The 22,590-nt window shown below is 70.5% G+C and carries 17 protein-coding genes; 11 read left to right on the top strand and 6 right to left on the bottom strand.

Going from position 1 to position 22,590, the window contains the following annotated elements; genetic code table 11:
- Positions 1 to 3: 3 nt before the first annotated feature.
- From D7X30_RS41665 to D7X30_RS15695, 7 genes are all read left to right on the top strand, one after another.
- Positions 4 to 330, top strand: coding sequence for a hypothetical protein (locus tag D7X30_RS41665; RefSeq protein ID WP_147443212.1), 327 nt, complete (start codon positions 4 to 6; stop codon positions 328 to 330).
- A gap of 796 nt (positions 331 to 1,126) precedes the next feature.
- Positions 1,127 to 4,231, top strand: coding sequence for a tetratricopeptide repeat protein (locus D7X30_RS15670; protein WP_120563701.1), 3,105 nt, complete (start codon positions 1,127 to 1,129; stop codon positions 4,229 to 4,231).
- Complete coding sequence (locus D7X30_RS15675; RefSeq protein WP_120563702.1) at positions 4,228 to 5,127, top strand: RNA polymerase subunit sigma-70; 900 nt, start codon at positions 4,228 to 4,230, stop codon at positions 5,125 to 5,127. The genes D7X30_RS15670 and D7X30_RS15675 overlap by 4 nt, the downstream gene beginning before the upstream one ends.
- 120 nt (positions 5,128 to 5,247) lie before the next feature.
- A complete protein-coding gene (locus tag D7X30_RS15680) occupies positions 5,248 to 6,069 on the top strand; it encodes a hypothetical protein (protein WP_199724333.1) in 822 nt (273 codons plus the stop codon).
- A 173-nt stretch (positions 6,070 to 6,242) separates the two neighbouring features.
- Complete coding sequence (locus D7X30_RS15685; protein WP_120563703.1) at positions 6,243 to 7,142, top strand: hypothetical protein; 900 nt, start codon at positions 6,243 to 6,245, stop codon at positions 7,140 to 7,142.
- The gene (locus tag D7X30_RS15690; protein WP_199724336.1) at positions 7,139 to 8,440 is read left to right on the top strand and encodes a kelch repeat-containing protein; all 1,302 of its coding nucleotides are present in this window, start codon (positions 7,139 to 7,141) and stop codon (positions 8,438 to 8,440) included. The genes D7X30_RS15685 and D7X30_RS15690 overlap by 4 nt, the downstream gene beginning before the upstream one ends.
- A gap of 139 nt (positions 8,441 to 8,579) precedes the next feature.
- Positions 8,580 to 10,721, top strand: a complete 2,142-nt coding sequence (locus D7X30_RS15695) for a M28 family peptidase (protein ID WP_120563705.1) — start codon at positions 8,580 to 8,582, stop codon at positions 10,719 to 10,721.
- Positions 10,722 to 10,771: 50 nt separating this feature from the next.
- On the opposite strand, the gene D7X30_RS15700 is transcribed toward D7X30_RS15695, so the two are convergent.
- Genes D7X30_RS15700 through D7X30_RS15710 form a run of 3 tightly spaced genes read right to left on the bottom strand, consistent with a single transcriptional unit; the run spans position 10,772 to position 14,845 of the window.
- Positions 10,772 to 12,970: a peptidase domain-containing ABC transporter gene (locus D7X30_RS15700; protein WP_120563706.1), complete on the bottom strand. Its 2,199-nt coding sequence runs from the start codon at positions 12,968 to 12,970 to the stop codon at positions 10,772 to 10,774.
- On the bottom strand, positions 12,960 to 13,907 hold the full coding sequence (locus tag D7X30_RS15705) for an HlyD family efflux transporter periplasmic adaptor subunit (protein ID WP_120563707.1): 948 nt from the start codon (positions 13,905 to 13,907) through the stop codon (positions 12,960 to 12,962). Before D7X30_RS15705 ends, D7X30_RS15700 begins: the two co-directional genes overlap by 11 nt.
- On the bottom strand, positions 13,904 to 14,845 hold the full coding sequence (locus D7X30_RS15710; RefSeq protein WP_120563708.1) for an efflux RND transporter periplasmic adaptor subunit: 942 nt from the start codon (positions 14,843 to 14,845) through the stop codon (positions 13,904 to 13,906). Before D7X30_RS15710 ends, D7X30_RS15705 begins: the two co-directional genes overlap by 4 nt.
- 244 nt (positions 14,846 to 15,089) lie before the next feature.
- Here D7X30_RS15710 and D7X30_RS15715 point away from each other — a divergent pair, with 244 nt between their 5' ends.
- The gene (locus tag D7X30_RS15715; RefSeq protein WP_120563709.1) at positions 15,090 to 16,007 is read left to right on the top strand and encodes a hypothetical protein; all 918 of its coding nucleotides are present in this window, start codon (positions 15,090 to 15,092) and stop codon (positions 16,005 to 16,007) included.
- A 19-nt stretch (positions 16,008 to 16,026) separates the two neighbouring features.
- Here the strand turns inward: D7X30_RS15715 and D7X30_RS15720 are convergent, their stop codons facing one another.
- Entirely contained in the window at positions 16,027 to 16,953 is a 927-nt protein-coding gene (locus D7X30_RS15720; RefSeq protein WP_120563710.1) for an RluA family pseudouridine synthase, read from the bottom strand.
- A gap of 104 nt (positions 16,954 to 17,057) precedes the next feature.
- On the opposite strand from D7X30_RS15720, the gene D7X30_RS15725 reads away from it, so the two are divergent.
- The 3 genes from D7X30_RS15725 (at position 17,058) to D7X30_RS15735 (ending at position 21,373) form a co-directional block, all read left to right on the top strand.
- Positions 17,058 to 17,621, top strand: coding sequence for a hypothetical protein (locus D7X30_RS15725; RefSeq protein ID WP_147443213.1), 564 nt, complete (start codon positions 17,058 to 17,060; stop codon positions 17,619 to 17,621).
- A gap of 186 nt (positions 17,622 to 17,807) precedes the next feature.
- On the top strand, positions 17,808 to 18,035 hold the full coding sequence (locus D7X30_RS15730; RefSeq protein ID WP_120563712.1) for a mersacidin/lichenicidin family type 2 lantibiotic: 228 nt from the start codon (positions 17,808 to 17,810) through the stop codon (positions 18,033 to 18,035).
- A 116-nt stretch (positions 18,036 to 18,151) separates the two neighbouring features.
- Positions 18,152 to 21,373, top strand: coding sequence for a type 2 lanthipeptide synthetase LanM family protein (locus tag D7X30_RS15735; RefSeq protein WP_120563713.1), 3,222 nt, complete (start codon positions 18,152 to 18,154; stop codon positions 21,371 to 21,373).
- A gap of 47 nt (positions 21,374 to 21,420) precedes the next feature.
- Here the strand turns inward: D7X30_RS15735 and D7X30_RS43420 are convergent, their stop codons facing one another.
- Both D7X30_RS43420 and D7X30_RS15740 read right to left on the bottom strand, forming a co-directional pair.
- Positions 21,421 to 21,543, bottom strand: coding sequence for a hypothetical protein (locus D7X30_RS43420; RefSeq protein WP_255424202.1), 123 nt, complete (start codon positions 21,541 to 21,543; stop codon positions 21,421 to 21,423).
- 661 nt (positions 21,544 to 22,204) lie between these two features.
- Positions 22,205 to 22,561: a hypothetical protein gene (locus D7X30_RS15740; RefSeq protein WP_120563777.1), complete on the bottom strand. Its 357-nt coding sequence runs from the start codon at positions 22,559 to 22,561 to the stop codon at positions 22,205 to 22,207.
- Positions 22,562 to 22,590 lie beyond the last annotated feature (29 nt).

Consider the following 22,590-nt stretch of genomic DNA (forward strand, 5'->3'; position numbering starts at 1 on the left):
ACGGTGACGGTGGTGCCGCGGGTCGTGTCGGACAACACCGTCTCGCCCGTGGTGGCGTTCTTCGTCACCTGGTACTTCGCGCGGGAAGACGGGTCCGTGTACGTCTTCCCATTGGGCGTGTTCGCGGCGGCCTTCGCGACCTTGGCATCCACCGCATCGAGGGACTTCGGAGGCGCATCACCCTTCTCTGGCTTGCGTGTGGCCTTCCGCTGCGGCGGAGGCGTCAAGCCCAACACCTTCTCCAGCTCCGCCTTTCGACTCGTGCCCTCGAAGGCCGAGTCGAGCTCGTTCTTCTTCGGCTTGACCTTGTCGATGTCCTTCTGGCTGTAGGGCGGCGCCTTGCATTCCGCGACGGCCAACGCGTTCGCCTTGCGCATGGCCTCCTCGGCGCGCGTCGCAGTCACGGCTGCCTTCTCCTCGGCCTCCTGAAGCTTCGCGTCCGCGGCCTTCGACTTCCCGGTGGCATCCGCGAGCTTCTTGTCGGCGGTGTCGGAGGTCTCCTTGGACTTCTTCACCTCCGAGGGTGTCTGCCCTGGCTTCCGCGCGTCCTTGCGCGCGTCCTTGGCGACCGTGGCCGCGCCGGCCTTCTCCTGTCGCGCGGTAGTCGCGGCGCGCCGGACCGGCGGCAAGGCTTTCCGGGCATCCGCCGCCGCATTGATCTTGGCGTCGGCGGCAACCTTCGCGGCCTCCGCCTTCTGCTGATCCGCTTGCGCTTTTCGCTGCTGCTCGGCGGCGTCTACCTTTGCTCCCGGACCACTCGCAGCTGCGACAGCGCCCATGGGACACTCCCCTCTCAATAAAGGACTCACAGCCCATCATCGAAATAGACAGACACCATCCGAATGAAAGGAAGACACCGACACACAGGACTTACGAAACGCCGAGCGCTCTTCCTAGAAGTCAAGAATCCAGTGATGCGCTCATGGAGAAAGAGGGAATGGGCCCGCCTGCGTCCCAAGATTTCTTCCGTGCGCGAGTCAACGCACGACTGCCCATGCACTCGTGAAGAGCGCGGGAATGGTCTAAGCTGCATCCCAGGACTTCAAAGGGGGAATGCCCACGCGCTTGAATCAACTCTCCGACGGCTCTGTCTGGCAAACCGGAACGCATCGCGGAGTGAGCACACATGCATTCATGTCCAGAGGAAGTGACGCTGACGGACTTTCTCGCGGGGCTGCTCTCAGAAGAGCACCGGACCTCTGTCCTGGCGCACCTGGAAGGCTGTACGGACTGCCGTTGGGTCCTGGCGGCGGGGAATGGCACCCAGGTCCTGGCCGGCGCTCCGACGGCCTCCACGCAGGCTGCGTCCCAGCCACTGCTGCCGGGCGACAAGCTCTCCCGGTACGTGGTGCGAGAACGCATCGGCCTTGGAGCAATGGGCGTCGTGTACGCGGCGGACGATCCCGAACTGGGACGCCGGGTGGCCCTCAAGATGCTGCGCCCCGAGGGACGCCAACGCGAAGAACTGCGGCAGCGGCTGCTGCGCGAGGCCCAGGCGCTCGCCCGGCTCGCTCATCCCAATGTCGTCACCCTCTACGACGTGGGCACCCATGGAGACGGCGTCTTCCTCGCCATGGAGTTGGTGGAGGGCACCACGCTGGCGGAGTGGATGCAGCAGCCGCGTCCCTGGAAGGAGGTGCTCCGGGTCTTCCGCGAAGCCGGCAAGGGACTCGCCGCCGCGCACGCCGCGGGACTGGTGCACCGTGACTTCAAGCCCGCCAACACCCTCCTGAGCAAGGAGGGCCGCGTCTTCGTGACGGACTTCGGCATCGCCGGGCCGCTCCACCCGGACGAGGCCGCTCCGCTCCAGGAGCCCGGCAAGGACCCGGTCGCCGCCATGCGGCACCTCACGCGGACGGGCCAGCTTCTGGGCACGCCCGCCTACATGGCTCCGGAGCTCATGGGAGGCCAGCACGCGGACGCGCACTCCGACGAGTTCAGCTTCTGCGTGGCCCTCCACGAGGCCCTCTTTGGCGTGCGCCCCTTCCAGGGTGCGACGCTCCAGGAGCTGGCCCAGGCCGCGCGGCAAGGCCACATCAGCCCCCCGAAGCGCGAGGTGAAGGTCCCAGCCCGCGTCCGGCGCGCGGTCCTCCGGGGGCTCAGCGCCAACCCCGAGGAGCGCTTCCCTTCCATGGAGTCCCTCCTGGCGGCCCTCGCTCCACGGCCCATCCGGTGGCTTGCGCGCATGACAGCCACCGCGGCCGTGGCGGGCGTGCTGGGCACCCTCGCGGCCTACGGGATGACGCATCGCGAGGGGAGCCACTGCGAGCAGGAGGTGGAGAAGCTCACGGCGGCATGGAGCCCCGCGCGGCGCGAGCGGATCCGCAAGGCCTTCCTGTCCACGGACGCGTCCTACGCCGCGCCAGCATGGGAGCAGCTCGCGTCGACGCTGGACGCGTACGCCGCCCAGTGGCGGACGCTTCGCACCGAGGCCTGCATGGCCGCGGACAACGACACGGAGGACCTCGCCTGGCAGACGGCCGCGTGCCTCGACGCGCGGCTCTGGCAGTTCGCCGCCGTGACCGAGGTGCTGGAGAAGGCGGACGCGCTGACGGTGCAGAACGCGCACCCGCTGACGACCTCGCTCGAAGGGCTCGCCGGCTGCCGGGACGCGCCCGGCCTCTCCGCCCGGCCGCAGCCGCCCGAGAACCTCCGGGCCCCGGTGGAGGCGGCACGGCACAAGCTGGCGCAGGCCCGCGCCCACCTCGTGTCGCACCGGTTCACCGAGGGGCTCGCGGTGACGACAGCCCTCCTCGAGGAGCTGAAGGGGCTCGACTACAAGCCGCTGCGGGCGGAGGTGCTCCTGGCCCACGGCGTGTTCCTCGGGGGCCTCAACAAACCCAAGGAAGCGGAGGCGTTCTTCTACCAGGCCTTGTGGACGGGCGAGGCCACGCGTGACGACGAGACGGTGGCACGGGCCTGGCTGGAGCTCATCTGGGCGGTGGGCGAGGAGCAGTCGCGCCCCGACGAAGCGGAGAAGCTCATCCTGCACGCCCGGGCCGCCGTCGAGCGGCTGGGGCGGGAGCGCTTCCCCGACATCACGACGGACCTGCACACGCGCCTGTCGTCGCTGCGAGAGTCGCACGGCCAGCTCGCCGAGGCGGAGCAGGAGGCGCTCCAGGGCCTGGAGTTCTCGCGCAGGAGGAACGGCCCGGACAGCCTGCGCACGCCCAACCTCCTCCACCAGCTGGGACGCATCCGCTACAGCCAGGGCCGCTATGAGGAGTCGCTGAAGCTCCACCGCGAGGCCCTGGCGCTGCGCGAGCGCCTGCTGGGCCCCGACAACCCGGCCCTCGTGACCTCCTACAACCGCGTCGCCACGGCCTCGCTGGAGGTGGGCCGGCACGAGGAGGCCGTCAATGCCTGGCGCAGGGCCCTGGCCCTCCAGGAGGCGTCCTCCAGCCCGGAGACCACTCCGCTGGGGACGGTGCTGCTGAACCTGGCCGGGGTCTCGCGCCTGGAAGGCCGGCTGGAGGAGGCGCGCTCACAGGTCGAGCGGGCACGCGCCATCTTCGAGCGGGGCCGGGGCCCCAATCACATCACCGTCATCTTCGCGCTCACGGAGCAGGCGGTCCTCGCCCGAGAGGCGGGCCAGGGCGCCGAGGCGCTGGCCTTCGCCACCGAGGCCCTGGAGCGCGTCCAGCGTTCACTGGGCCCGGACTCGCCGCGCGCCGCCCTGCCGCTGACCGTCCGGGGGCAGGTGCACCTGAAGGCGGGCCGCTACCCCGAGGCGCGACGCGACCTGCTGGACGCGCTGGAGCGGCTGGAGAAGGACTCCAGCCCGGCGACAGGGAAGACGGTGTCCGTGCTGCAGCTGCTGGCCGAGCTGGCCCTGGCGACACGGGCCCCGCAGGAGGCGCTCGCGTACTGCGAGCGGGCGAGGACCCTCACCGAGAAGGCCGATGGCGCGGAGTCCCAGGACGGCGCCAACGCGCTGACCTGCGCCGGCAAGGCGCATCTGGCACTGGGCGCGGCGGCGCGGGCCACACCGCTGCTCGAGCGCGCCCGTCGCATCCAGACCCGATGGGGCAAGCCCGGTGACGCGGAGGCGGCCGGGAGGACCTCCTTCCTGCTGGCCCGGGCGCTCCTCGAAACGCGCCCCGCTCCGGACCGGACGCGAGCGCTCGAACTGGCCGAAGAGGCCCGGACGCGGCTGGAGTCCGTGGGGGTCCGGGGCCGGCCGGAACTCCAGCGGGTGCTGGCCTGGCAACAGCGGGAGGCGAAGCGATGAGCGAGCAACGGAAGACCGGCTCCCTGGCGGCGCTGCTGCGGGAGCACCTGCCCCGGGGGCAGCGCGCGGAGCTGGACGCAGTGGAGGGGCTGGAGGCCCTGCTGAATCAATACGTCGAGGCGGCCCGGAGCGGGTGGACAGGGACCCTGACGCCGCTTCCGGAAGAGGCCTTCTCGCGGCACCTGGCCCGCCACCTGCCCGTGGGAAGGACCGCGGAGGTGTTGCGCATCCTCCACGGCGCCGACCTGTACCTCGCGTGCGCCTGCGCCAGAGGGGAGCCCTCCGCCCTCCGGGCCTTCGAGCAGAACATCCTCCGGTACATTCCCGCCCGGCTCGGGAGGGTGTCGCCGAGCATGGTGGACGAAGTGCTTCAGGTGCTGCGCGAGCGGTTGCTGGTGGGCAGCGGCGACACGCCCCCGCGGATCGCGAGCTATGGGGGACGAGGGCCCCTGCTGACCTGGGTGGGCATCGTCGCCGCGCGCATCGCCGGCGAGCTGGTGGGCCGGGACGCGCGCCATGAGCTCGTCGCGGAGCCTCCCGAGGAGCTCGCGCGGCTCCTGGCCCCGAGCGACCCCGAGTACGCGCTGCTGCGCGAAGACGCGCGCCAGCTCCTCGTCGAGTCGCTCAAGAAAGCGGTGGCGGTGCTCCCCGAACAGGAGCGGACCCTGCTGCGCCTGCACCACTTTCATGGGTTCACGATGGACCGGCTGACGCTCATGTATGGCAGCTCGCGCTCCGGCATCGCGCGAAGGATCGCGGAGGCCCGCGAGCAGTTGCTCGAGCGTGTTCGCATGGAACTCACACCCCGGCTGAAGCAGGACCGGCTCGCACTGGAGAGCCTGTTGGGACTGCTCAGCAGCCGGCTGGATCTCAGCCTCCAGGGCCTGCTGGACTGAAGCCCTGCCTGGGGGCCCCAGGGATTTCTTGGGATGCCCTTGGGCCCACTCCCTCTTCCTCATTGATTGCACGGGCGGCCATTCATTGACCCGCCAGCCCCAATCAAGAGGAGCGGCCCCATGGCTGGAGTGAAAGCAGTCGGTGGTTCGAATGCAGCAAAAGTCGATCCCGCCGAGGCACAGCGTCTCGCGGAGGCGGCCCGACAGAAGGCGGAGGCGGCGCGGCTCGCCGCCGAAGCCAAACGCAAGGCGGCGACGGAGGCCCGGGACACCCTGGCGCGGGCCAAGCTCGAAGCGGATGCCGCGCGACGGCAGAAGGCCACCGCGGAGAAGGCAGCCGCCAACGCACGCAAGGCCGCGCAGAAGCCGGGGCAGACGCCCGAGGAGGCGAAGAAGTCGAAGGAAGCCCTCGCCGCCGCGGAGAAGAAGCTCAAGGAGGCCAACGAGGCGTCCAGGACCGCGGCCCAGAACCTCCAGAAGGCCGAGGAGCAGGCGGCCCTGGCCGCCAGGAGCGCGGAGCAGGCCATGCACAAGGCGAACGCGCTGGCCCTCGAGGAATGCAAGCCCGCCCCGTACAGCCAGAAGGACATCGACAAGGTGAAGCCGACGAAGAACGAGCTCGAGTCGGCCTTCGAGGGAACGAATCGCAAGGCGGAGCTGGAGAAGGTGTTGGGCTTGACGCCCCCGCCGCAGCAGGAGGTCATCCAGACGTCCGGGGCGGGCGGGGCTCCTGGAGCTCCGCTCGGCACGGTGGACGCGAAGTACTCGGACACGAAGGACGCCTTCACGGGCCTCTTCGGGCAGACGTCCGCCGGCACCGGGTTCCAGGAGCGGCAGGGAGCCCCGCTGGGCGACGCGGCGCATTCCCCGCCACCCAGTGGCACCGCCGTCCCCTCCACGCCGGATGGCAGCGACACCCCACCGGTGACGCCGAAGCCGTAGACGTGGCCAGGCGGCATGCGCGCCCCCTCGTGGACGAGGCCCCTCGGATGCGACGGGGCCGTCCACGAAGCGGGGGCCGGGCAATCGCAGGACGGAGCAGCACCCGGCGACAGGGCAACCCTTCATCTCCGCGAGCACCGGGAGCATGGACCCGTGCAATGAAAGACAATGCGATGCGTCCTTCCATCCACGGCAAGGCAAGAGCCGTGTCGTCGAGCATCCCGTGGCTGCCCGGCACCTGTGTCTGGGGATTGTCTCTCTGGCTCTGCCTCCTCCCAGGGGCTGCCCGAGGCGACGTCTCCCCAGACGTGCGCCTCTGCGCGGAGTCCATCTACCTGTTGATCGAGGACCTCGAGTACGAGCGTGCCCTGGAGCAGCTGGTCCGCTGCCAGGAGGGGTCTCGCGGGCCCGAGGATGAGGTGGCGCTGTCGCTCTACCAGGGCGTCATCCTGGCGGAGCTGAGCGGGAGGTTGAGCGACGCCGAAGCCGCCTTCAAGGCCGCCCTCGGCTTGAACCCCGATGCGAAGTTGCCGCTGACGGTCTCGCCCAAGGTGAAGCGGCACTTCGAAGCGGTGCGCAAGAGGGTCCTGAAGGAGTGGGCCGCGCGGGGGGCGGCCAGTGAGCCCCTGACGCAGGAGTCCCCCTCGGAAGCGCAGGAGGTCCAGGCGCCGCGAGAGCCGCTCCCCGTCATCACCGCGGGACTCCCGGAGTCTTCATCCTCTCCCGTGCGGGAGGTGCCCGGCGCGCACCCATCCTTGCGAGACCGGGCGATGATTCCCGCCGTGGCGGGAGGGGCCCTCGTCGTCGCGGCGGGCGTCTTCTGGGGTGTGGCGGAGGGGCGGAAGTCGAAGCTGGATGGCCCGGCGAAGGACATCCACTCACTGGCCGATGCCCGGAACGTGGCCCACAGCGCGCGAAGGCTGCAGACGGCCTCCGTGGGGCTGCTGGTGGGAGGCCTGGTGGGGCTGGGCGCCTCCACGGGGATGTACCTGCTGGGGTCGCCGAAGAAGCCGGTGCCCGTGCAGCTCGGGCTGGATGGGACGTCCGTGTTCGTGTCTGGGAGGTGGCCATGAAGCCCCTGCTCCGCTCGACAGCCCTTGGAATGCTGCTGCTCAGCGTCCAGGCCACTGCGTGTCTCGACGTCGACGACGTGGTGGACCAGCTCTGCCTCGACAATCCTCGCATCTGCAAGGATGGCGGGTCGGATGCGGGGCCTGACGGCAATGACATCCTGGATGCAGGTGGACCAGACGGCGGGGACGGCGGGGACGCGGGGCAGGACGCAGGAGCTGACGGGGGCCGTCCCGACGACGAGCGCGAACCGCCGGGATGGAAATCCGTGGACGCGATGCGGGTGCGGCGCACAGGCCATACTGCCACCGCGCTGAGAGACGGCCGGGTGCTTGTTGTTGGCGGAAGCAGCACGGGCGATCTCTCGGCGGTCAGCCCGACGAACACGACGGAGCTCTACACCATCTCATCAAACAGCTGGAGTCCCGGGGGGAACCTGGGGACGGCTCGCATGGACCACACCGCCACCCTGTTGCCGGATGGCAAGGTATTGGTGGCCGGTGGCAGGGGCCCCACGGGTGGCGCGCTGGACAGCGCTGAAATCTATGACGTAGGTGCGAATCAATGGACCGTGGTCGGTCCCCTCCCTGGCGGAGCACGTGCCGGCCATGCCGCCGTCTTGCTGCCCTCGGGGAAGGTGCTGGTGGCGGGTGGCGGATTCTCGGGGGACGACGGGCTGAACACCGCCGAACTCTTTGACCCGGTCAGCCAATCCTGGACGAAGGCGAGGGACCTGAACATCAACCGCAACATGCTGACGCTCACCCTGCTGGACGGTGGCGTGGCGTTGGCCATCGGTGGCTTCAATTACGACAGAGCGGAGACGACCGCCGAGGTCTACGACTCGAACCCACCGGATGGAGGATGGCGGCTCCTTTCGCAGCGGATGAGCCATGGGCGCAACGGGCACGCCTCGACGCTGCTGGCCTCTGGACAGGTCCTGGTCACCGGCTCCCTCGAGGGTTCACCTGGGACGGTCCTCCCGTCCGTGGACCTCTTCGAGCCAGGCAGCGCTTCGTGGACGCCCCAGGCAGACATGAGGGAAGCCCGCTTCCTCCACACGGCCACCGCGCTGCCCTCGGGCGAGGTGCTGGTGACAGGCGGGTATTCCACCCCCTACGCGAAGCCGCGTGCCTCCGCGGAGATACTCCGGCGGGATGGCGGCTGGGAGCCCATCGCCCCCATGTCATCGGCGCGCACCGCTCACACCGCGACGTGGCTGGAGTCAGGGAGTGTGCTCATCATCGGAGGCACCGACGGCGGCGTGGCGCTGAACACCGCCGAGCGGTACGTCCCCTGAGCATCGTCCGGGCTTGCGATACGGAATACGCACGGGGCGCCCCCTGTCCGCTGAACGCGACTGTCGAGCGCCCCGCCCTCGCGGAAGATCGCAAGCGGCCAAGGCCTCCCCCGCAGGCACGGTGTAGAACGGGGAAGACATGCCCCTCCGCCCGTTGCCCTTCGCCCTCCTCGCGCTGTCTGTCTCATTTGGCGCCTCCGCCCAGGTCGCCATGTCCCCGCTGGGGCCCATCTCGCCCACCACCGGGCTGGTGCTTCGGGACGACGTGGTGCGCGCCCTCATCCAGGAGAGCTCGGGCGACCGCATCCATGACGGCGTGCAGCGGCTGTCCCTCATCGCGAGGGACAGCGTGGACGGCTACACGGAGGCAGCCACCTGGACGAAGGCCGCCGCCGAGGCCGCGGGGCTTCAGGACGTCCGCCTGGAGGCGATGAAGGACGGCCCCCAGTGGAGGGCCACGCGCGGCGAGCTGTGGGTGGCGGGTCCCCACCGGTACCGCGTGACGTCCTACGCCGACCTGCCCATGGCCCTGGCGACCGGCAGCGGCAGCTTCGAGGGCACGGGCCTGGAGCTGGTCGACGTGGGCACGGGCACCCAGGACGCGGAGTACGCAGGCAAGGACCTGAAGGGCAAGGTGGCGCTCACCCGGGGCCATCCCACGGCCACGCTGCGCACCGCCGTGGTGAAGCTCGGCGCCGTGGGCGTGGTCTCGTCCTACTCGACGCCGCCGTGGAACGCGCCCCACCGCATGGACGGCGACTTCCCGGATCAGGTGGGCTGGGCCACCGTCCCCCGGAGCCTGATGCCGCAGGGCGCGCGGACGCCCTTCCTGTTCATGGTGTCCGACCGGCAGGGGCGTGAGCTGCGCGCCCAGCTGCGGGAGGGGCCGGTGAAGGTGGACGTGAGCGTCGCCACGCAAGCGCCCACGGGACACCTCCGCATCGTCAGCGGCGTCATCCCCGGGACGCTCGCGGGAGAGGAGGTCGTCCTCACCGCCCACCTGGACCACTACAAGCCCGGAGCCGACGACAACGCCTCCGGCTCCGCCACGCTGCTGGAGCTGGTGCGCACGTACACCACGCTCATCCGCCAGGGCGTGCTGCCCCAGCCGGTGCGCACCCTGCGCGTGCTGTGGCTGCCGGAGTTCGAGGGCACCCGCGAGTGGTTCTCCCACCACGGCGCGGATCCGGTGCGGCGGGTGGCGCAGTTCAACTTCGACATGCTCGGCGCCAGCATGACCCGCGCCCACTCGCGCTTCCAGGTCTCCTACACGCCGGACTGGAATGGCAGCTTCGTGAACGCCGTGTCCGAGTCCACGGTGGCCTTCATGAACCGCTTCAACGGGGTGGCCTACCCGCCGAGGAAGGACTTCCGCATCGGGTCGGTCACCGGCTCGCAGGACCCCATGGATGCACACATGGAGCGCTACGGCCGGGGCTCGGATCACCAGCTCTTCAACGACCACGGCATCCCCGGTGTCGCCTACTCCACGTGGCCTGATGACGGCTACCACACCAGCGGCGACCGGCCGGAGAACGTGGACCCCACCCAGCTGCACCGCTCCGCCTTCGCGGGCCTGGTCGGCATCACCGTCGCCGCGTGGGCCGAAGGCACGGGCGCCCTGGAGCTTTCGCGACTGGTGGCGGTGCACGGCGCGAAGCGCGTGGCCGAGGACGAGTTCCGGGCCCGCCGCGAGCTGGCCGCGACGCCCGCCGCGCAGGTGCCCGGCTTCGCCCGGCTGGCCCGCGCCGGGGTGCGCGCGGGCTACCAGCGCGAACGCGACGCCCTGCGCTCCTGCCTGGCCCTGGGCGCGCCCGCCGAGCCGGTGAAGGCGATGGTCCAGGCGCTGGAGACCGCCGAGTCCCAGGCCCTGAAGCGCCTGGAAGCGGACGGGAAGGCGCGCGGCGTGTCCCTGAAGGAGCCCTCACCTGGCGAAGCCGAGCGCAAGGCGCGCGCCTTCGTTCCGCGTCGCGTGAAGGGCCAGGAGCTCGCGTCGTTCGACGAGTTGGAGCGCCATGCGCCGGCCGGGTCCCAGGCCCGCGTGGACGCGGTGAAGGCCGCCATGACCGCCGCGGCCACGGCCCTGCGCGAACAGGGGGAGAGCGAGCTGCGCTTCTACCAACTGGCGGATGCGCTCGCGAGCTACGCCGACGGCAAGCGCTCCGTGGCGGACATCCGAGACGCGGCCCATGCCGAGTACGGCCATGTCTTTCCCGTGGACGCGCTGCTGGAGCTGTTCGGGTTGCTGGAGCAGGGCGGGGTCATGACGCGCGCACGCTGAGGCCCGGAGACCGCTTCAGGCCTTTCGAACTCGAGCGCCCGGGACGTCCGTCAGAGCTGGGCGGACACCAGCCGGGCGTAGGCGCCGTCCTCTCGCACGAGCGTCTCATGGCGCCCCTGCTCGACGATGCGCCCGTTCTCCATCACCAGGATGAGGTCCGCCTTGCGGATGGTGCTCAACCGGTGCGCGATGACGATGCGGGTGCAGTTCAGTGAAGCCAGCGCGTCCTGGACCCGGTGCTCCGTGACGGAGTCCAGGGCGCTCGTCGCTTCATCCAGGAGGAGGATTTTCGGATCACGCACCAGGGCGCGGGCCAGGGCCAGCCGCTGCCGCTGGCCTCCGGACAGGGACATCCCCCGGTCCGCCAGCGGCGTGTCGTACTGGAGCGGCATGGCCATGATCTCATCGTGGATCTGCGCCTGCTTCGCCGCGCCGAGGATGCGCTCCGGGGGCGCCGAGGGGTCGCCGAGCGCGATGTTCGCGCGCAGTGTCGCCCCGAAGAAGGAGGGCTCCTGCAACACGATGCCCACCTGCTCCCGCACCGCGCTCAAGGACAGCTGCTCCAGGTCGACCCCGTCGTAGAGCACCCGTCCTCCCGTGGGCAGGTAGAGCCCCAGCAGCAGGTTCGCGAGCGTGCTCTTCCCCGCGCCGGAGCGCCCCACGATGGCCACCAGCTGCCCGGGCTCGATGCGCACGGATACGTCCTGGACGATCATCGGCGCCAGGGGACCGAAGCGGAACGAGACGCGCTCCATTTCAATCCGGCCCTGCAGCTTAGCGCTCGCCTCTGGCCGCGTCGGATCGCGCTCCACCGGGGTGTCCAGCACGTCGTCGATGCGCTCGATGTAGCTGCCCACCAGTTGCAGCTGCCCCATCGTGGACACCAGGTTCGCCAGGGGCGTGAGCAGGGCCACGGCCAGCGCGTTGAGGCTCAGCATCGTCCCCAGGCTCAGCCGCCCCTCCAGGACCTGGAGCGCGCCCATGCAGAGCAGCAGCAGCGGCGCGCTCAACTTCAGCGTGCCGGAGAGCGCGTCCACCCAGGCGGTCAGCCGGCCTCGGGCCAGGGAGACGTTGAGCACGTCCACGAAGAGGCTGGAGTAGTGCTGCACGGCGCGGTGCTCCGCGCCGAAGGCCTTCAGCGTCTGCATCCCCGTCAGCATTTCAATCTGGTAGCTCTGGTTGCGCGCCTCCAGCTCCAGGTTCCGCGCGAGCAGGCTGCGCTGCTGGCGCCGGGACACCTCGAACACCAACACCTGCAACGCGCCCAGGGCGCCCACCAGCAGGGCCGTCCCGGGGCTCGCCACGGTCAGGATGACGAAGTAGAGCACCACCAGCAGGCCATCCAGCAGCGTGGACACGAGGCTGGAGGAGAGCACCTCGCGCACGGTGGCGGTGACGTTGAGGCGCGCCATCAGGTCGCCCGCGGCGCGCACCTGGAAGAAGGGGTACGCCAGCGACACCAGGTGCTCGAGGAAACCGAGCGTCATGTCCGAATCCACCCGCGTGCGCAGCTCCAGCAACAGGTGGCTGCGCACCAGCGAGGTCAGCAGGTGGAAGCACACCAGCGCGCCCAGCCCCACGCCCAGGACCAGCAGCAGGTGGTAGTCGCCGCGAGGAACGACGCGGTCCACCACCAGGCCGGTCAGCAGGGGGATGGAGAGCGTCAGGACCTGCAACATCAACGACAGGACGAACACCCGCGTGAGCGTCTGGGATTGGCGCGCGAACTTCTCCACGTAGCGCGACCTGCGCTTGGGTTTGCCCGGGGCTCGCACGAAGCCTTCGCCGGGCTCGAAGAGCAGCGCCACGCCGGTGAAGAACTGCCGGAACTGCTCCATGGACACGAAGCGGCGGCCCTGCGCCGGGTCGACGATGTGCACGCCGTCGGCGGCCCACCGCTCCAGGACGACATAGTGGGTGAACTTCCAGTGGAGGACCGACGCCTCGGGCAGGAAGGGCACGCCGTCCAGGTCGACGGAGACGCCCCGCCCCCGCAGGCCGAAGGCGCGTCCCGCCGTCAGCAGGTGCGCCGCCGCGAGCCCGTCCTGGGCGGTCCCCATCACGCGCCGCAGCTCGTCCAGTCCCACGCCCCGGCCGTGGAAGCCCAGCACCATGGCCAGGCAGGCGAGTCCGCACTCCGCCGGCGTCATCTGCCGCACTTCCGGGATGCGCTGTCCGCGCGCCGCCGCGTGGAGCCTCCGCAGCGCGGGGAAGCGCTCCACGAGCCCCCGTCCGGGTTCATCCGCCATGGGGGATCAGCTCCTTCAGTCCGGGAACGAGCGTGAGCAGGATGCTCTCCGACTTCACCCGCGCCTCCGCCCGCGCCGGCATGCCGTCGTAGTAGTTGAAGGTCCGTCCCTCGCGAACGAACGTCCGCAGCGGCAGCCGCGCGCGCACGAGCACCAGCGCTCCCTCCAAGGGAATGGCGTCCCCCAGCTCCGAGCCCAGGTAGCGCCGCGCCTCCCCGGGCCCGATGATCTGATCACCCACGGACTCGATGGCGAGGTCGCGGTACTCGTAGGCGAAGCCCTGCAGCTCCAGGCGCAGGTCCATGCCCGGCACGAGCAGCGGACGGTACTGGCCCGGCAGGAAGCCCAGCACCACCACCGTCGCGTCGTCTCCCAGGAGCGACAGCGCGCGCATGCCGGAGGGGATGTACTGGCCGGGCTGCAGCCGCAGGTCCCCGACGACGCCCGCGTGCGGCGCTCGCAGCGTGCGCTCCTCCAGCCGGGCCTGGGCCAGCTCGCGCTCGGCCCTGAGGCCCGTGAGCGCCTGGCGTGCACCTTCGTCCGAGGGGTCGCGCAGGTAGCGGACGAGCTGCAGCTCGAACTCGCGGGAGATGCGCGCCAGGGTCCCCTGCTCCTGTTCGGATGCGAAGTGCACCAGCGGCTGGCCCGCGACGACGCGCTGGCCGGGCTGCACGTCCACCGTCAGCACGACGCCGGAGAACGTGACCGTCAGGTCCGTCTTGCCCTCCACGCGGATGATCGCGGGGCCCGCCGCGTATTCGAAGAGCGTGCCCACGCAGAAGAAGAGCAGCGAACAGGCCAGCGCGCCCACCAGCACCCAGTAGGCCCACCGGGTCCACGCGGGGCTGATCCGCAAGAGGTCTCCTCCGGAGGGCTCGTGGGCCCGCTGCCGGTACTCCAGTGCCTCCTTGCGGTACGGGCTCGGCTTGGACGTCATGGCGTGACCGCCTGGGAAGCGGCTTCCTTCTGGATGAACACCCGCACCACGACACCCGAGGGCACCGGCGCATGGCCCTCCCGGGGCACGCTCGCGATGGCCAGGACCATGCGCGAGGCCGCGTCCACCTCCGGCGCCAGGTTCTCCACCCTCCCCTCCAGAGCCTGCCCCAGGGACGGAACCTCGACGGACAGCCGCGTGCCCACCGAGAGGCTCGCAGCCTGGTCCTCTGGGATGGCGAAGCGCACCTGCTGTGCTCCGGAGCGGATGAGGTGGAAGACGGCGCGGCCGGGGGCCACCATCGCCCCGGTGTCCAGGTAGCGGTTCGCGACCTGCCCGTCGAAGGGCGCCAGCATGGAGGCATCGGAGATCTTCTGGGCAATCTGCGCCACGCGCGCCTTGCGCTCGGCCACCATCGCCTCCGCCGCGCGCAGGCGGGCCACGGAGGTCTGCTCCTGGAAGCGCGCGGTGGCCAGCTCCTCCTCGGAGAGGGCCCCCAGGGCGCGCTGCTTCGGGTCGGAGCGGCGCTGGAGCCGCTCCTGCATCTCCGTGAGCGCGATGGAGGCGATGTGCTGTTCCGCCTCCCCTGCCTGGAGCGACGCCTGCGCCACCGCCAGCTCGCGTTGCAGAGCCCGCGTGTCCAGCTGGGCGAGGACCGCGCCCTGGCGCACGGTGTCTCCGACCTGCGCGTTCATGCGCTCGAGGGTGCCCTCCATCCGGGCGGCCACGTCCACGCTGCCGCTGGCGACGATGACGCCCAGGAAGCCCTCACGGCGAGGCGCAGCCTCCATCACGCGGGGCACGGGTTCCTGGGCAGCAGCCGCTCCAGGCCGGGCCACGGCCGCGGATCCACGGCCGCCGTGCCAACGGATGAGCAGGAGCGCGCCCAGGAAGACCAGGGCCCCCAGGCCGAGCGCCAATGTCGTGCGTCGTGACATCACACGGAAGTCATGCGGGGGGCGGCTCGCACGGGCTCCAAGGGGCAGGATCGAAGGAAGGTGAGGCGAGTCGCAACCAGTGCCTCATTGTACTTCGGCGGGGCGCGACGCCACTTTCCATCTCCAGGTGACGGAAGGCCAGGAGCCGGGCCAGCGCTCCCCTCCCCAACAGCGCTCCCATTTCTCCTATGTTTCATTGCGCGCCGCCTGCCCCCACCCCCCACCGCGCATCCAGGTCCTCTCCATGCTCCGCCCGCGACTCGCAGCCCTTGCCCTGCTCCCCCTCATCTCCACCGCCTGCTCCGACCCTGAGTGCACGGACACGGCGGACTGTGCGTCCCGAGGCTCCGACATCGTCTGCGTTGAAGAACGCTGCGTTCAGGCCTCCTCGCCAGACGCGGGGACAGGGGACGCAGGCACGGGTGACTCGGGCGTGGACTCCGGCACTCCCGACGCGGGCGCCGAGGACGCGGGCTCCGGCGACGCGGGCGCTCCGGATGCCGGTGGCTCGGATGCGGGCACCCTGGATGGCGGTGGGCCCCCGCCTGAAGCCTCGCTTCGCATCACCGAGATCAACCCCGACGCCCCGCAGGACCTCATCGAACTGGTGGCCGTCACTGGCGGGACGCTGACCGGCATCTCCCTCCAGGAGCTCACCAACGCCGACTTCGCCTTCACCTTCCCCCAGGGCTACACGGTGGAGACGGGCGCCGTGCTGGTGCTTCACCTCGGCGGCGCCTGCACGGACGCTCCCGGCGCCCCGGCCTCCTGTGGACAGACTCAGCCCTTCAGCGCCAGTGCCTGGGACTTCAGCATGCCTGGCACGCTGAGCTACTCCGGCAAGGCGTTCGAACTGCTGTCGTCGAAGGGCGTGCCTGTCGATGGCGTTCCCTTCGTCCGAGCCTCCGGGGAGATGCCCACCAGCATCGTCGCCGCCGTCCAGCGACTGCAAGCGAACCGCGTCTGGGATGCCACCCCCTGCATCCACGACATGACCACCGGTTTCGCGAAGGACCGCTACTGCCGCAACATCGCCGTGGACTGGTCCAGCCTCAACGAGAGCTCCAGCATCATGCGCATCAGTGGCACCACTCCGCTGACGACGCCGGGAAACCAGACGCAATGGAGCGGGCCGCTTCCTTCGCGCTGGGGCACCTACTGAGGCCCTTGCGTGCCGGGGCTCAGGCTTCCGACGCCATCCGCAACGCGGCCGGAGGTGGGGCATGCAGACGCAGGCGCTCCGCCGTGAGGGGGTGCGTGAACGCGAGCGTCTCCGCGTGGAGCAGGTAGCCACCATCTCCGGGCAGACCGGGATTGTGCTCGCGGGGCAGACCTCCCGAGGCGAACATCGGATCTCCCGTGAGTGGATGGCCGATGGCCGCCAGGTGGATGCGGATCTGCTCGGGCCGACCCGTGTGGATGCGCACCTCGAAGAGGGTCTGCCCGTCACGCCGCTCCAGGACCTCCGCGCGGCTGTGTGACGGCTTGCCCTTCGCGGCCGCCCCGTGCACCGACCCCAGCAAGGGGTGGGGCACCAGCCCGATGGGCGTGTGGATGTCATAGGACTCCTGCGCCGCGACCCCGTCCGAGAGCGCCCGGTAGCGCTTCTCCACGTCGCCCTCGCGCCAGTTGCCCGAGAGCTTCGCGGCGGCTTCATGCGTGCGGGAGAAGAGCACCAGCCCCGAGGTCGCCCGCCCCAGCCGGTGCAGCGCGGACGCCTCCGGCCAGCGCAGCCGCACGAACGAGAGCAGTGTGTTCTTGAGGAAGCCGCCGGAGGGCAGCGTCGGCAGCCCGCTCGGCTTGATGACCGCGAGCAGCGAAGCGTCCTCGAACACCAGCTCGAAGCTGGCGGGCGCCTCCGGTTCCCGCCAGGGCGGCCGGTGCCAGCAGAGCTCCTGGTGGGCCCGCAGCACCTCGTCGCCGGTCGCGATGAGGCCGTCCAGTTGGACCTCGCCGCGCACGAAGCGCGCACGCCACTGCTCCTCGGTGGAGTGCCGGTACGTGCTCGTCAGGTGGGCGAGCGCGGTGCGCCCCACGGAGGCAGCGCCAATCCGCTCGCGGTACACGTAGCCGTCATTCAGGCCGGAGGAGTCGTCAGGCTGGGACATCACTCGTGCACTCTACGTCAGTGCTCCTGGCACCAGGACCTCCTGGGCCTTCTGTGGGACGCGATATCAGAATAGAGAGAAGGCACACGCCCCAAGGAGGACCGATGTCGCCGCGTCATCTCGCGCCGTGGTTGTTGCTGGTGGCCCTTGTTACTGCCTGCGCATCGTCCCCCCCGGTGGAACAGCGAAGGCAGCCGCCCCCGAGGATCCTCTTCGAGTCGCCCCTCGCGTTGCTGCTCGAGAACTATCAGGAGCTGGGGCTGAGCACCGACCAGTTGATCAAGATAGGCCAGCGGGACGAAGCGCTGGCCGTGACCAACAAGCCCCTGCGTGAAGAGCTTCGGGGGATCTGGAGCCCCTCCATGGGAGCCAATCCGCCGCCGGGAGCCATGCCTGTCAGGGTTGGCCCCGCGGGCCGCGGAGGCCGGCCTCCGTACACGCCTCCAGCCCAACCTCCCGCACCCTTGAGCGAAGAAGCGCTGAAGCGGCAACAGCTCCTGCTCCAGGCGATGGAGGACAACGAGACGGTGGCATACCGCGAGGTCGAAGCCCTCCTGGAGGAGCCGCAGAAGGAGAAGGCGCGAGCGCTGGTCGAGAAGCAGCGTGAGGAGCGGGTTCGCGCACGTGAGTCCATGCAGAAAGCCCCCGAAGCCCCACCCAAGCCGTAGTCCTGGAAGGGTCTCGGCGCAGGGCTCTTCACCACGCGTGACTTCCCTCCCACGCTCCAGGGAGAGATGGGGCGCCCGCGACTCATACCGGAAACACCCGGTGATACATGAAAAGGCGGAGACGTTTGAAGCAGCCGGAGTTCACGGGCTAGCCTGCGAGGGCCGTCAAAAAGGAGGCGGCTCAACATGATGACCCCCGACATGATCATCCGCGCCTGGAAGGACCCGTCGTTCCGCGAGAGCCTCACCGCCGAGCAGCGCGCCCAGCTGCCCTCGAACCCCTCTGGCGCGACGCTGAACGAGCTGAGCGAGACCGAGCTGATGGACGTCGTCGGCGGCAGGATTGACATCGGTTTCACCGCCACCAACTCCTGTGAGTACATCTGCACCAACCTGACGTTCTCGCTGTGCTGATGGACGGTGTGTGACGGGCGGCTCCCACGAGGAGTCGTCCCGTTCCACCCGAGGCGCGGGGGCTCCGGTCCTCGCGCCTGTCTTTTTCCACGTCCAGACGGACGTGCAGGGCGCGCATGCGAGAGGGCTCGAAGATGGGTGCGTGGGAGCGGGCTGCCTTCCTCCATGAGCGGGAGGCCGCGGGAGAGGACCCTTCCGCCCCGGCGCTCCAGCAGGCCGGGTCGCGCCTCCAGGCGTGGCGGCGCAGCACGCTGGGGGATGAGGCGTCCTTCGACGAGCGGCTTCGCGGAGTAGGGCTGGACGCGGCGTCCTTCGTGCGCAGGCTCGCCGGAAGCTCCACGCGGCCGGAAGCGCTGACGTGGGTGCCGCTCCTGGAAGAGGTGCTGTCCGACCGCGCGTCCGACGTCGCCCTCCCCGCTCCCGTGGATCCGGGTCCACGGATGCGCGTGCCGTCCCTGATCCGCCGGTTCCTCCAACTGGGGCTGCGCCGGCTGCGGGCGGGTGTTGATGCGCTGGCCGCCCGGACCGGCCTGCCCGCTGACGCGTTGCTGGACGCGCGCGCCGAGGCCTGGCTCGTGGACGCGCTGGAGCAGCGGCTGATGCAGACCGCGACCCGGTCCCTGGTGCTGGAGCTCAACGTGGCCCGGCTGCGCGGCGAGCTGCAGGGCGAAACGCCCCAGGCGCGCTTCGAGCACTTCGCCCTGCACCACCTGGAGGCCCCGGGCCGGCTCGCCGCGTTCCTGGAGGAGTACCCGGTGCTGGCGCGGCTCCTGGTGACGGCCCTGGAGCGATGGATCCAGACGAGCCTGGAGCTGCTGACGCACCTGGCGGAGGACCGGGAGTCCCTGGTGGCGGTGCTCGGCGCGGGGGTGGATCCGGGGCCGCTCGTGGAGGCGCGCACCGGCGCGGGAGACCCGCACCGCGAGGGCCGCAGCGTGGCGCTGCTGACCTTCCGCTCCGGCCTGCGGGTCGTCTACAAGCCGAGGTCGCTGGAGGTCGAGGCGCGATACCAGGACCTGCTGGAGCAGTTGGAGCGCTGGGGCCTGCGCCATCCGCACCGCCGGCTGAAGGTGCTGACGCGCGCATCACATGGCTGGGTGGAGCACGTCGAGACCGGCGGGTGCGCCAACCGCGACGCCGTGGCGCGCTTCTACTGGCGGCAGGGCAGCCATCTGGCGCTGCTGTACCTGCTGCGCGGGGTGGACCTGCACTCCGGCAACCTCCTCGCCGCCGGGGAGTTCCCCGTCCTGGTGGACCTGGAGGGGCTCTTCCATCAACTGCCCGCACCCCGTGCCGACGATACGGCGGTGTCCCGCGCCGCGCGCTTCCTGGAGCGGTCCGTGCTCAGCAGCGGCCTGCTGCCCACGCTCATGTTCGGCAGGGAGGGCCGGGCCGGAGTGGAGCTGAGCGGTCTGGGCGGCGAGGCAGGTCAGCTCTTCCCCCACGCCGCGCCCACACTGGAAGACCGCGCCCGTGACACCCTGCACGTCGTCCGTCGGCAGCCGACCACGGCGGCGGCCCACAACCGCCCGCTGTTGGAGGGCCGGCCCGTGGACGTCACGGCGTTCGGGGCATGCATCGAGGAGGGCTTCCAGGAGACCTACGCGTTGCTGCTCCAGCATCGCGAGGAGGTAGCGCGGACACTCGAGGGGTTCCGCGACGTGGAGGTACGCCACATCGCGCGGGCGACGATGCGCTACGGCTTCCTCCTCCAGGAGGGCCTGCACCCGGACTTCCTGCGCGACGCGCTCGACCGGGACCAGCTGCTCGACAAGCTATGGGCGGAGGTCCGCGTGCGCTCTTCGCTGGCGCGGCTGACGCCCTCCGAGCACGAGGACCTCCGGTTGGGGGACGTGCCCGTCTTCACCGCCCGGCCCGGATCGCGTCATGTCTGGGACAGCCGGGGGCACTGCATCGCGGATCACCTGCCGCGTCCCGGCCTGGACGGCTCATTCCAACTGCTGGAGTCCCTGAGCCCCGAGGACTGCGCCGAACAGGTGGCGCTGATCCGCCAGTCACTGGTGACGCTCGAGCGAGAGCAGGAAACCGTGGCGCCCCGCGCGTCGGTGACCGCCGCCGGGGATGCCCTGCCCCCGCCCGCCACGCCCGACGCGTGTCTGGCCGGCGCGGTGCGGTTGGGTGAGCTGCTGGCGGGCCGCGCCATCCAGGGCGCCCAAGACGTCGGCTGGATTGGCGTGGGGCTCCAGGACCTGGAGCGCCGTCGCTGGGGGCTCTCTCCCCTGCGCACGGACCTCTTCGACGGCGTGGGGGGCGTGGCGCTCTTCTTCGGCTACCTGGCGGCGGTGACGGGCCGGGAGGACTTCGCGACGATTGCGCGCAGGGCGGCGGTACCGGTGCGCGAGCAGTGGCGCGCACCCGAGTCCCAGGACCCTTCCGGCGTGGGGGCGTTCTCGGGGCGCGCGGCGAACGTCTACGTCCTCGGCCACCTGGCCGTGGCGCTGGGCGACGCCGCGCTGCTGGATGAAGTCCACGAGGGCCTGGGCTCGCTGGAGGCGAAGATCGACGCGGACACGGCGCTGGACCTGGTCGCGGGCGTCGCCGGGACCGCGCTGGTGCTGACGCGGCTCCACCAGCAGACCGGCAGCACGGAGGCGCTCCGGCTGGCGCGCAAGTGCGGGGAGCGGATGCTCCAGACAGCGAGCGACTCCGAGCACGGAGGGCGCGCCTGGGTGGTGCCCGCGGCCGGACGTGCGCTCACGGGCCTGGCCCACGGCGCGGCCGGCTTCGTCTGGGCCCTGCTGGAGTTGGCCACGCTCACCGGCGACGAGCGCTACCGGGAGGCCGCGCGTCAGGGATTGGCCTTCGAGCGCGCCCTGTTCGTCGCGGAGCGCGGCAACTGGAAGGATTTGCGCACGTCGAAGGAAGGCGAGCCGCTGGTGCCCAGCGGCTTCATGACGGCCTGGTGCAACGGGGCCGCGGGCGGCGTCCTGGCCAGGCTGCTGTCACTGCGCCATCTGGACGATGCGCGGCTGCGCGATGAGCTTCACGCAGGGCTCGCCACCGTGCAGCGCGAAGGCTTTGGCGGCAGCCACTGCCTGTGCCACGGAGACGTAGGCAACCTGGAGGTGCTGCACCTGGCGGGAGAGGTGCTGGGAGACGAAGCCTGGAAAGAGGCCGCGCGCTCGCGGGCCGCGCGGGTGCTGGCGCAGGGCCAGGACGGAGCATGGCGCTGCGGCCTGCCCAGGTTCACCGAGGCGCCGGGGCTGATGATGGGGCTGGCCGGCATCGGGATGGGACTGCTGCGTCTGGCCGCGCCCGACTCCGTGCCGTCCGTGCTGGCGTTGCAGCCTCCGCGCGCCCCGGGCCCCCGCTTCTAATCGCGGTGGGCCAAACGCTCCCGCGCTGTGCGGCGGGAGCGAGGGCCTCAAGGGCAATGCGTGCAGTAGAAGTAGTCGCTATGGACGGGATAGGCGCTCTCCACGCCCCAGCAGGTGGGATTGCAGGACGCATCCAGTTCGCACTGACCGAGCAGTCCATCGTCTCGCATGGGGTATGAGTCCCAGTAGGTGGTGAGCCTGGGGACGTAATACTGGGTGCAGGCGCTCGCTTTCACGGAGCCCCCGGCTTCGGAAACCACCGAAGGCTGCCGTGCTTCGTTCGCGGTGCCTTCCAGGCTGGAATCGCCTCCGCACGCAACCAGACCCGACGCCAGGAACGCAGACACTGCCAGGAGATGTTTCAGGGGGCCTCACCTCGTGAAAGGAGTTCTGGTGGAAGGCTCGCAGTCTGGTTCATCCTGCCCCCAGAGGGGAATGCCTTACATCTAGCAGGCCGCGTGGATGTAGTTCCACGAACAATCCACTCAGGGTCGGCCCATGGCGTGGCAGCGCGCTGCACGGATTGCCCCGCCACGAATGACAGCGCCATCCAGACCAGGCACCCCGTCCCCTCACGACAGGACGAGCACATGCGCTGGGCAATCCCTGCTCGAGTGCTGGGGAGGACCTGCCGCTGGGGCCACCGCAGCGCCATACGCAGCCAATCTCCAAGAGTGTTTCGCCTACGCCAACAGCCTCTGCGCCGTGCCAGACGGCGGCGGGTATGGCCTCACCTACAACGGCCAGCACTACGCCAACCAGCTTCCCGGGCATTCAGGGCGCCAAGCGCGCACAAGACCCCGTGCGCGTGCGGCGGAGCGCGATTCATGCTCAAAGCGCCAGGAGCACGTCCACCTGCGCCTGAAGCGTCCGGGCCTCTTCGTGCTTGCCGAGCCGGGTGTAGAGCGCCACCGCGTCGCGACGCTCCTGGACTTCACGCTGGATGAGGGCATCCACCGCCTCCGGAGACAACAGCAACCGGGGAATCTCTCCACTTCCAAGTCCCCCCGCGCTGCCGGCGATGCCTCCTTCGACCGGCGATGGGGCAACGCTCACGTCGGGCGCCTCGGCATTGTCGATGGCGGCGAGTGTTTCCCGAAGCACCGCCGAGGCGGGCACGTTTCGAGTGCGCAGGGCATCCTTCAGCGCGGCCCGCATCGTTGCCTTCCATTCATCCACGGTCTTCATGCGTCCACGGTAGCGGGCGCGCACCTGCC

Source organism: Corallococcus sp. AB011P, from assembly GCF_003611605.1.
In the GTDB taxonomy this organism is placed as follows: Bacteria; Myxococcota; Myxococcia; order Myxococcales; family Myxococcaceae; genus Corallococcus; species Corallococcus coralloides.

Excerpts from the sequence above, each read along its gene's own strand:
- D7X30_RS15670 (WP_120563701.1), top strand. The coding sequence starts at position 1,127 with ATGCATTCATGTCCAGAGGAAGTGACGCTGACGGACTTTCTCGCGGGG.
- D7X30_RS15675 (WP_120563702.1), top strand. The coding sequence starts at position 4,228 with ATGAGCGAGCAACGGAAGACCGGCTCCCTGGCGGCGCTGCTGCGGGAG.
- D7X30_RS15680 (WP_199724333.1), top strand. The coding sequence starts at position 5,248 with ATGGCTGGAGTGAAAGCAGTCGGTGGTTCGAATGCAGCAAAAGTCGAT.
- D7X30_RS15685 (WP_120563703.1), top strand. The coding sequence starts at position 6,243 with ATGCGTCCTTCCATCCACGGCAAGGCAAGAGCCGTGTCGTCGAGCATC.
- D7X30_RS15690 (WP_199724336.1), top strand. The coding sequence starts at position 7,139 with ATGAAGCCCCTGCTCCGCTCGACAGCCCTTGGAATGCTGCTGCTCAGC.
- D7X30_RS15695 (WP_120563705.1), top strand. The coding sequence starts at position 8,580 with ATGCCCCTCCGCCCGTTGCCCTTCGCCCTCCTCGCGCTGTCTGTCTCA.
- D7X30_RS15700 (WP_120563706.1), bottom strand. The coding sequence starts at position 12,970 with ATGGCGGATGAACCCGGACGGGGGCTCGTGGAGCGCTTCCCCGCGCTG.
- D7X30_RS15705 (WP_120563707.1), bottom strand. The coding sequence starts at position 13,907 with ATGACGTCCAAGCCGAGCCCGTACCGCAAGGAGGCACTGGAGTACCGG.
- D7X30_RS15710 (WP_120563708.1), bottom strand. The coding sequence starts at position 14,845 with ATGTCACGACGCACGACATTGGCGCTCGGCCTGGGGGCCCTGGTCTTC.
- D7X30_RS15715 (WP_120563709.1), top strand. The coding sequence starts at position 15,090 with ATGCTCCGCCCGCGACTCGCAGCCCTTGCCCTGCTCCCCCTCATCTCC.
- D7X30_RS15720 (WP_120563710.1), bottom strand. The coding sequence starts at position 16,953 with ATGTCCCAGCCTGACGACTCCTCCGGCCTGAATGACGGCTACGTGTAC.
- D7X30_RS15725 (WP_147443213.1), top strand. The coding sequence starts at position 17,058 with ATGTCGCCGCGTCATCTCGCGCCGTGGTTGTTGCTGGTGGCCCTTGTT.
- D7X30_RS15730 (WP_120563712.1), top strand. The coding sequence starts at position 17,808 with ATGATGACCCCCGACATGATCATCCGCGCCTGGAAGGACCCGTCGTTC.
- D7X30_RS15735 (WP_120563713.1), top strand. The coding sequence starts at position 18,152 with ATGCGAGAGGGCTCGAAGATGGGTGCGTGGGAGCGGGCTGCCTTCCTC.
- D7X30_RS43420 (WP_255424202.1), bottom strand. The coding sequence starts at position 21,543 with ATGCGAGACGATGGACTGCTCGGTCAGTGCGAACTGGATGCGTCCTGC.
- D7X30_RS15740 (WP_120563777.1), bottom strand. The coding sequence starts at position 22,561 with ATGAAGACCGTGGATGAATGGAAGGCAACGATGCGGGCCGCGCTGAAG.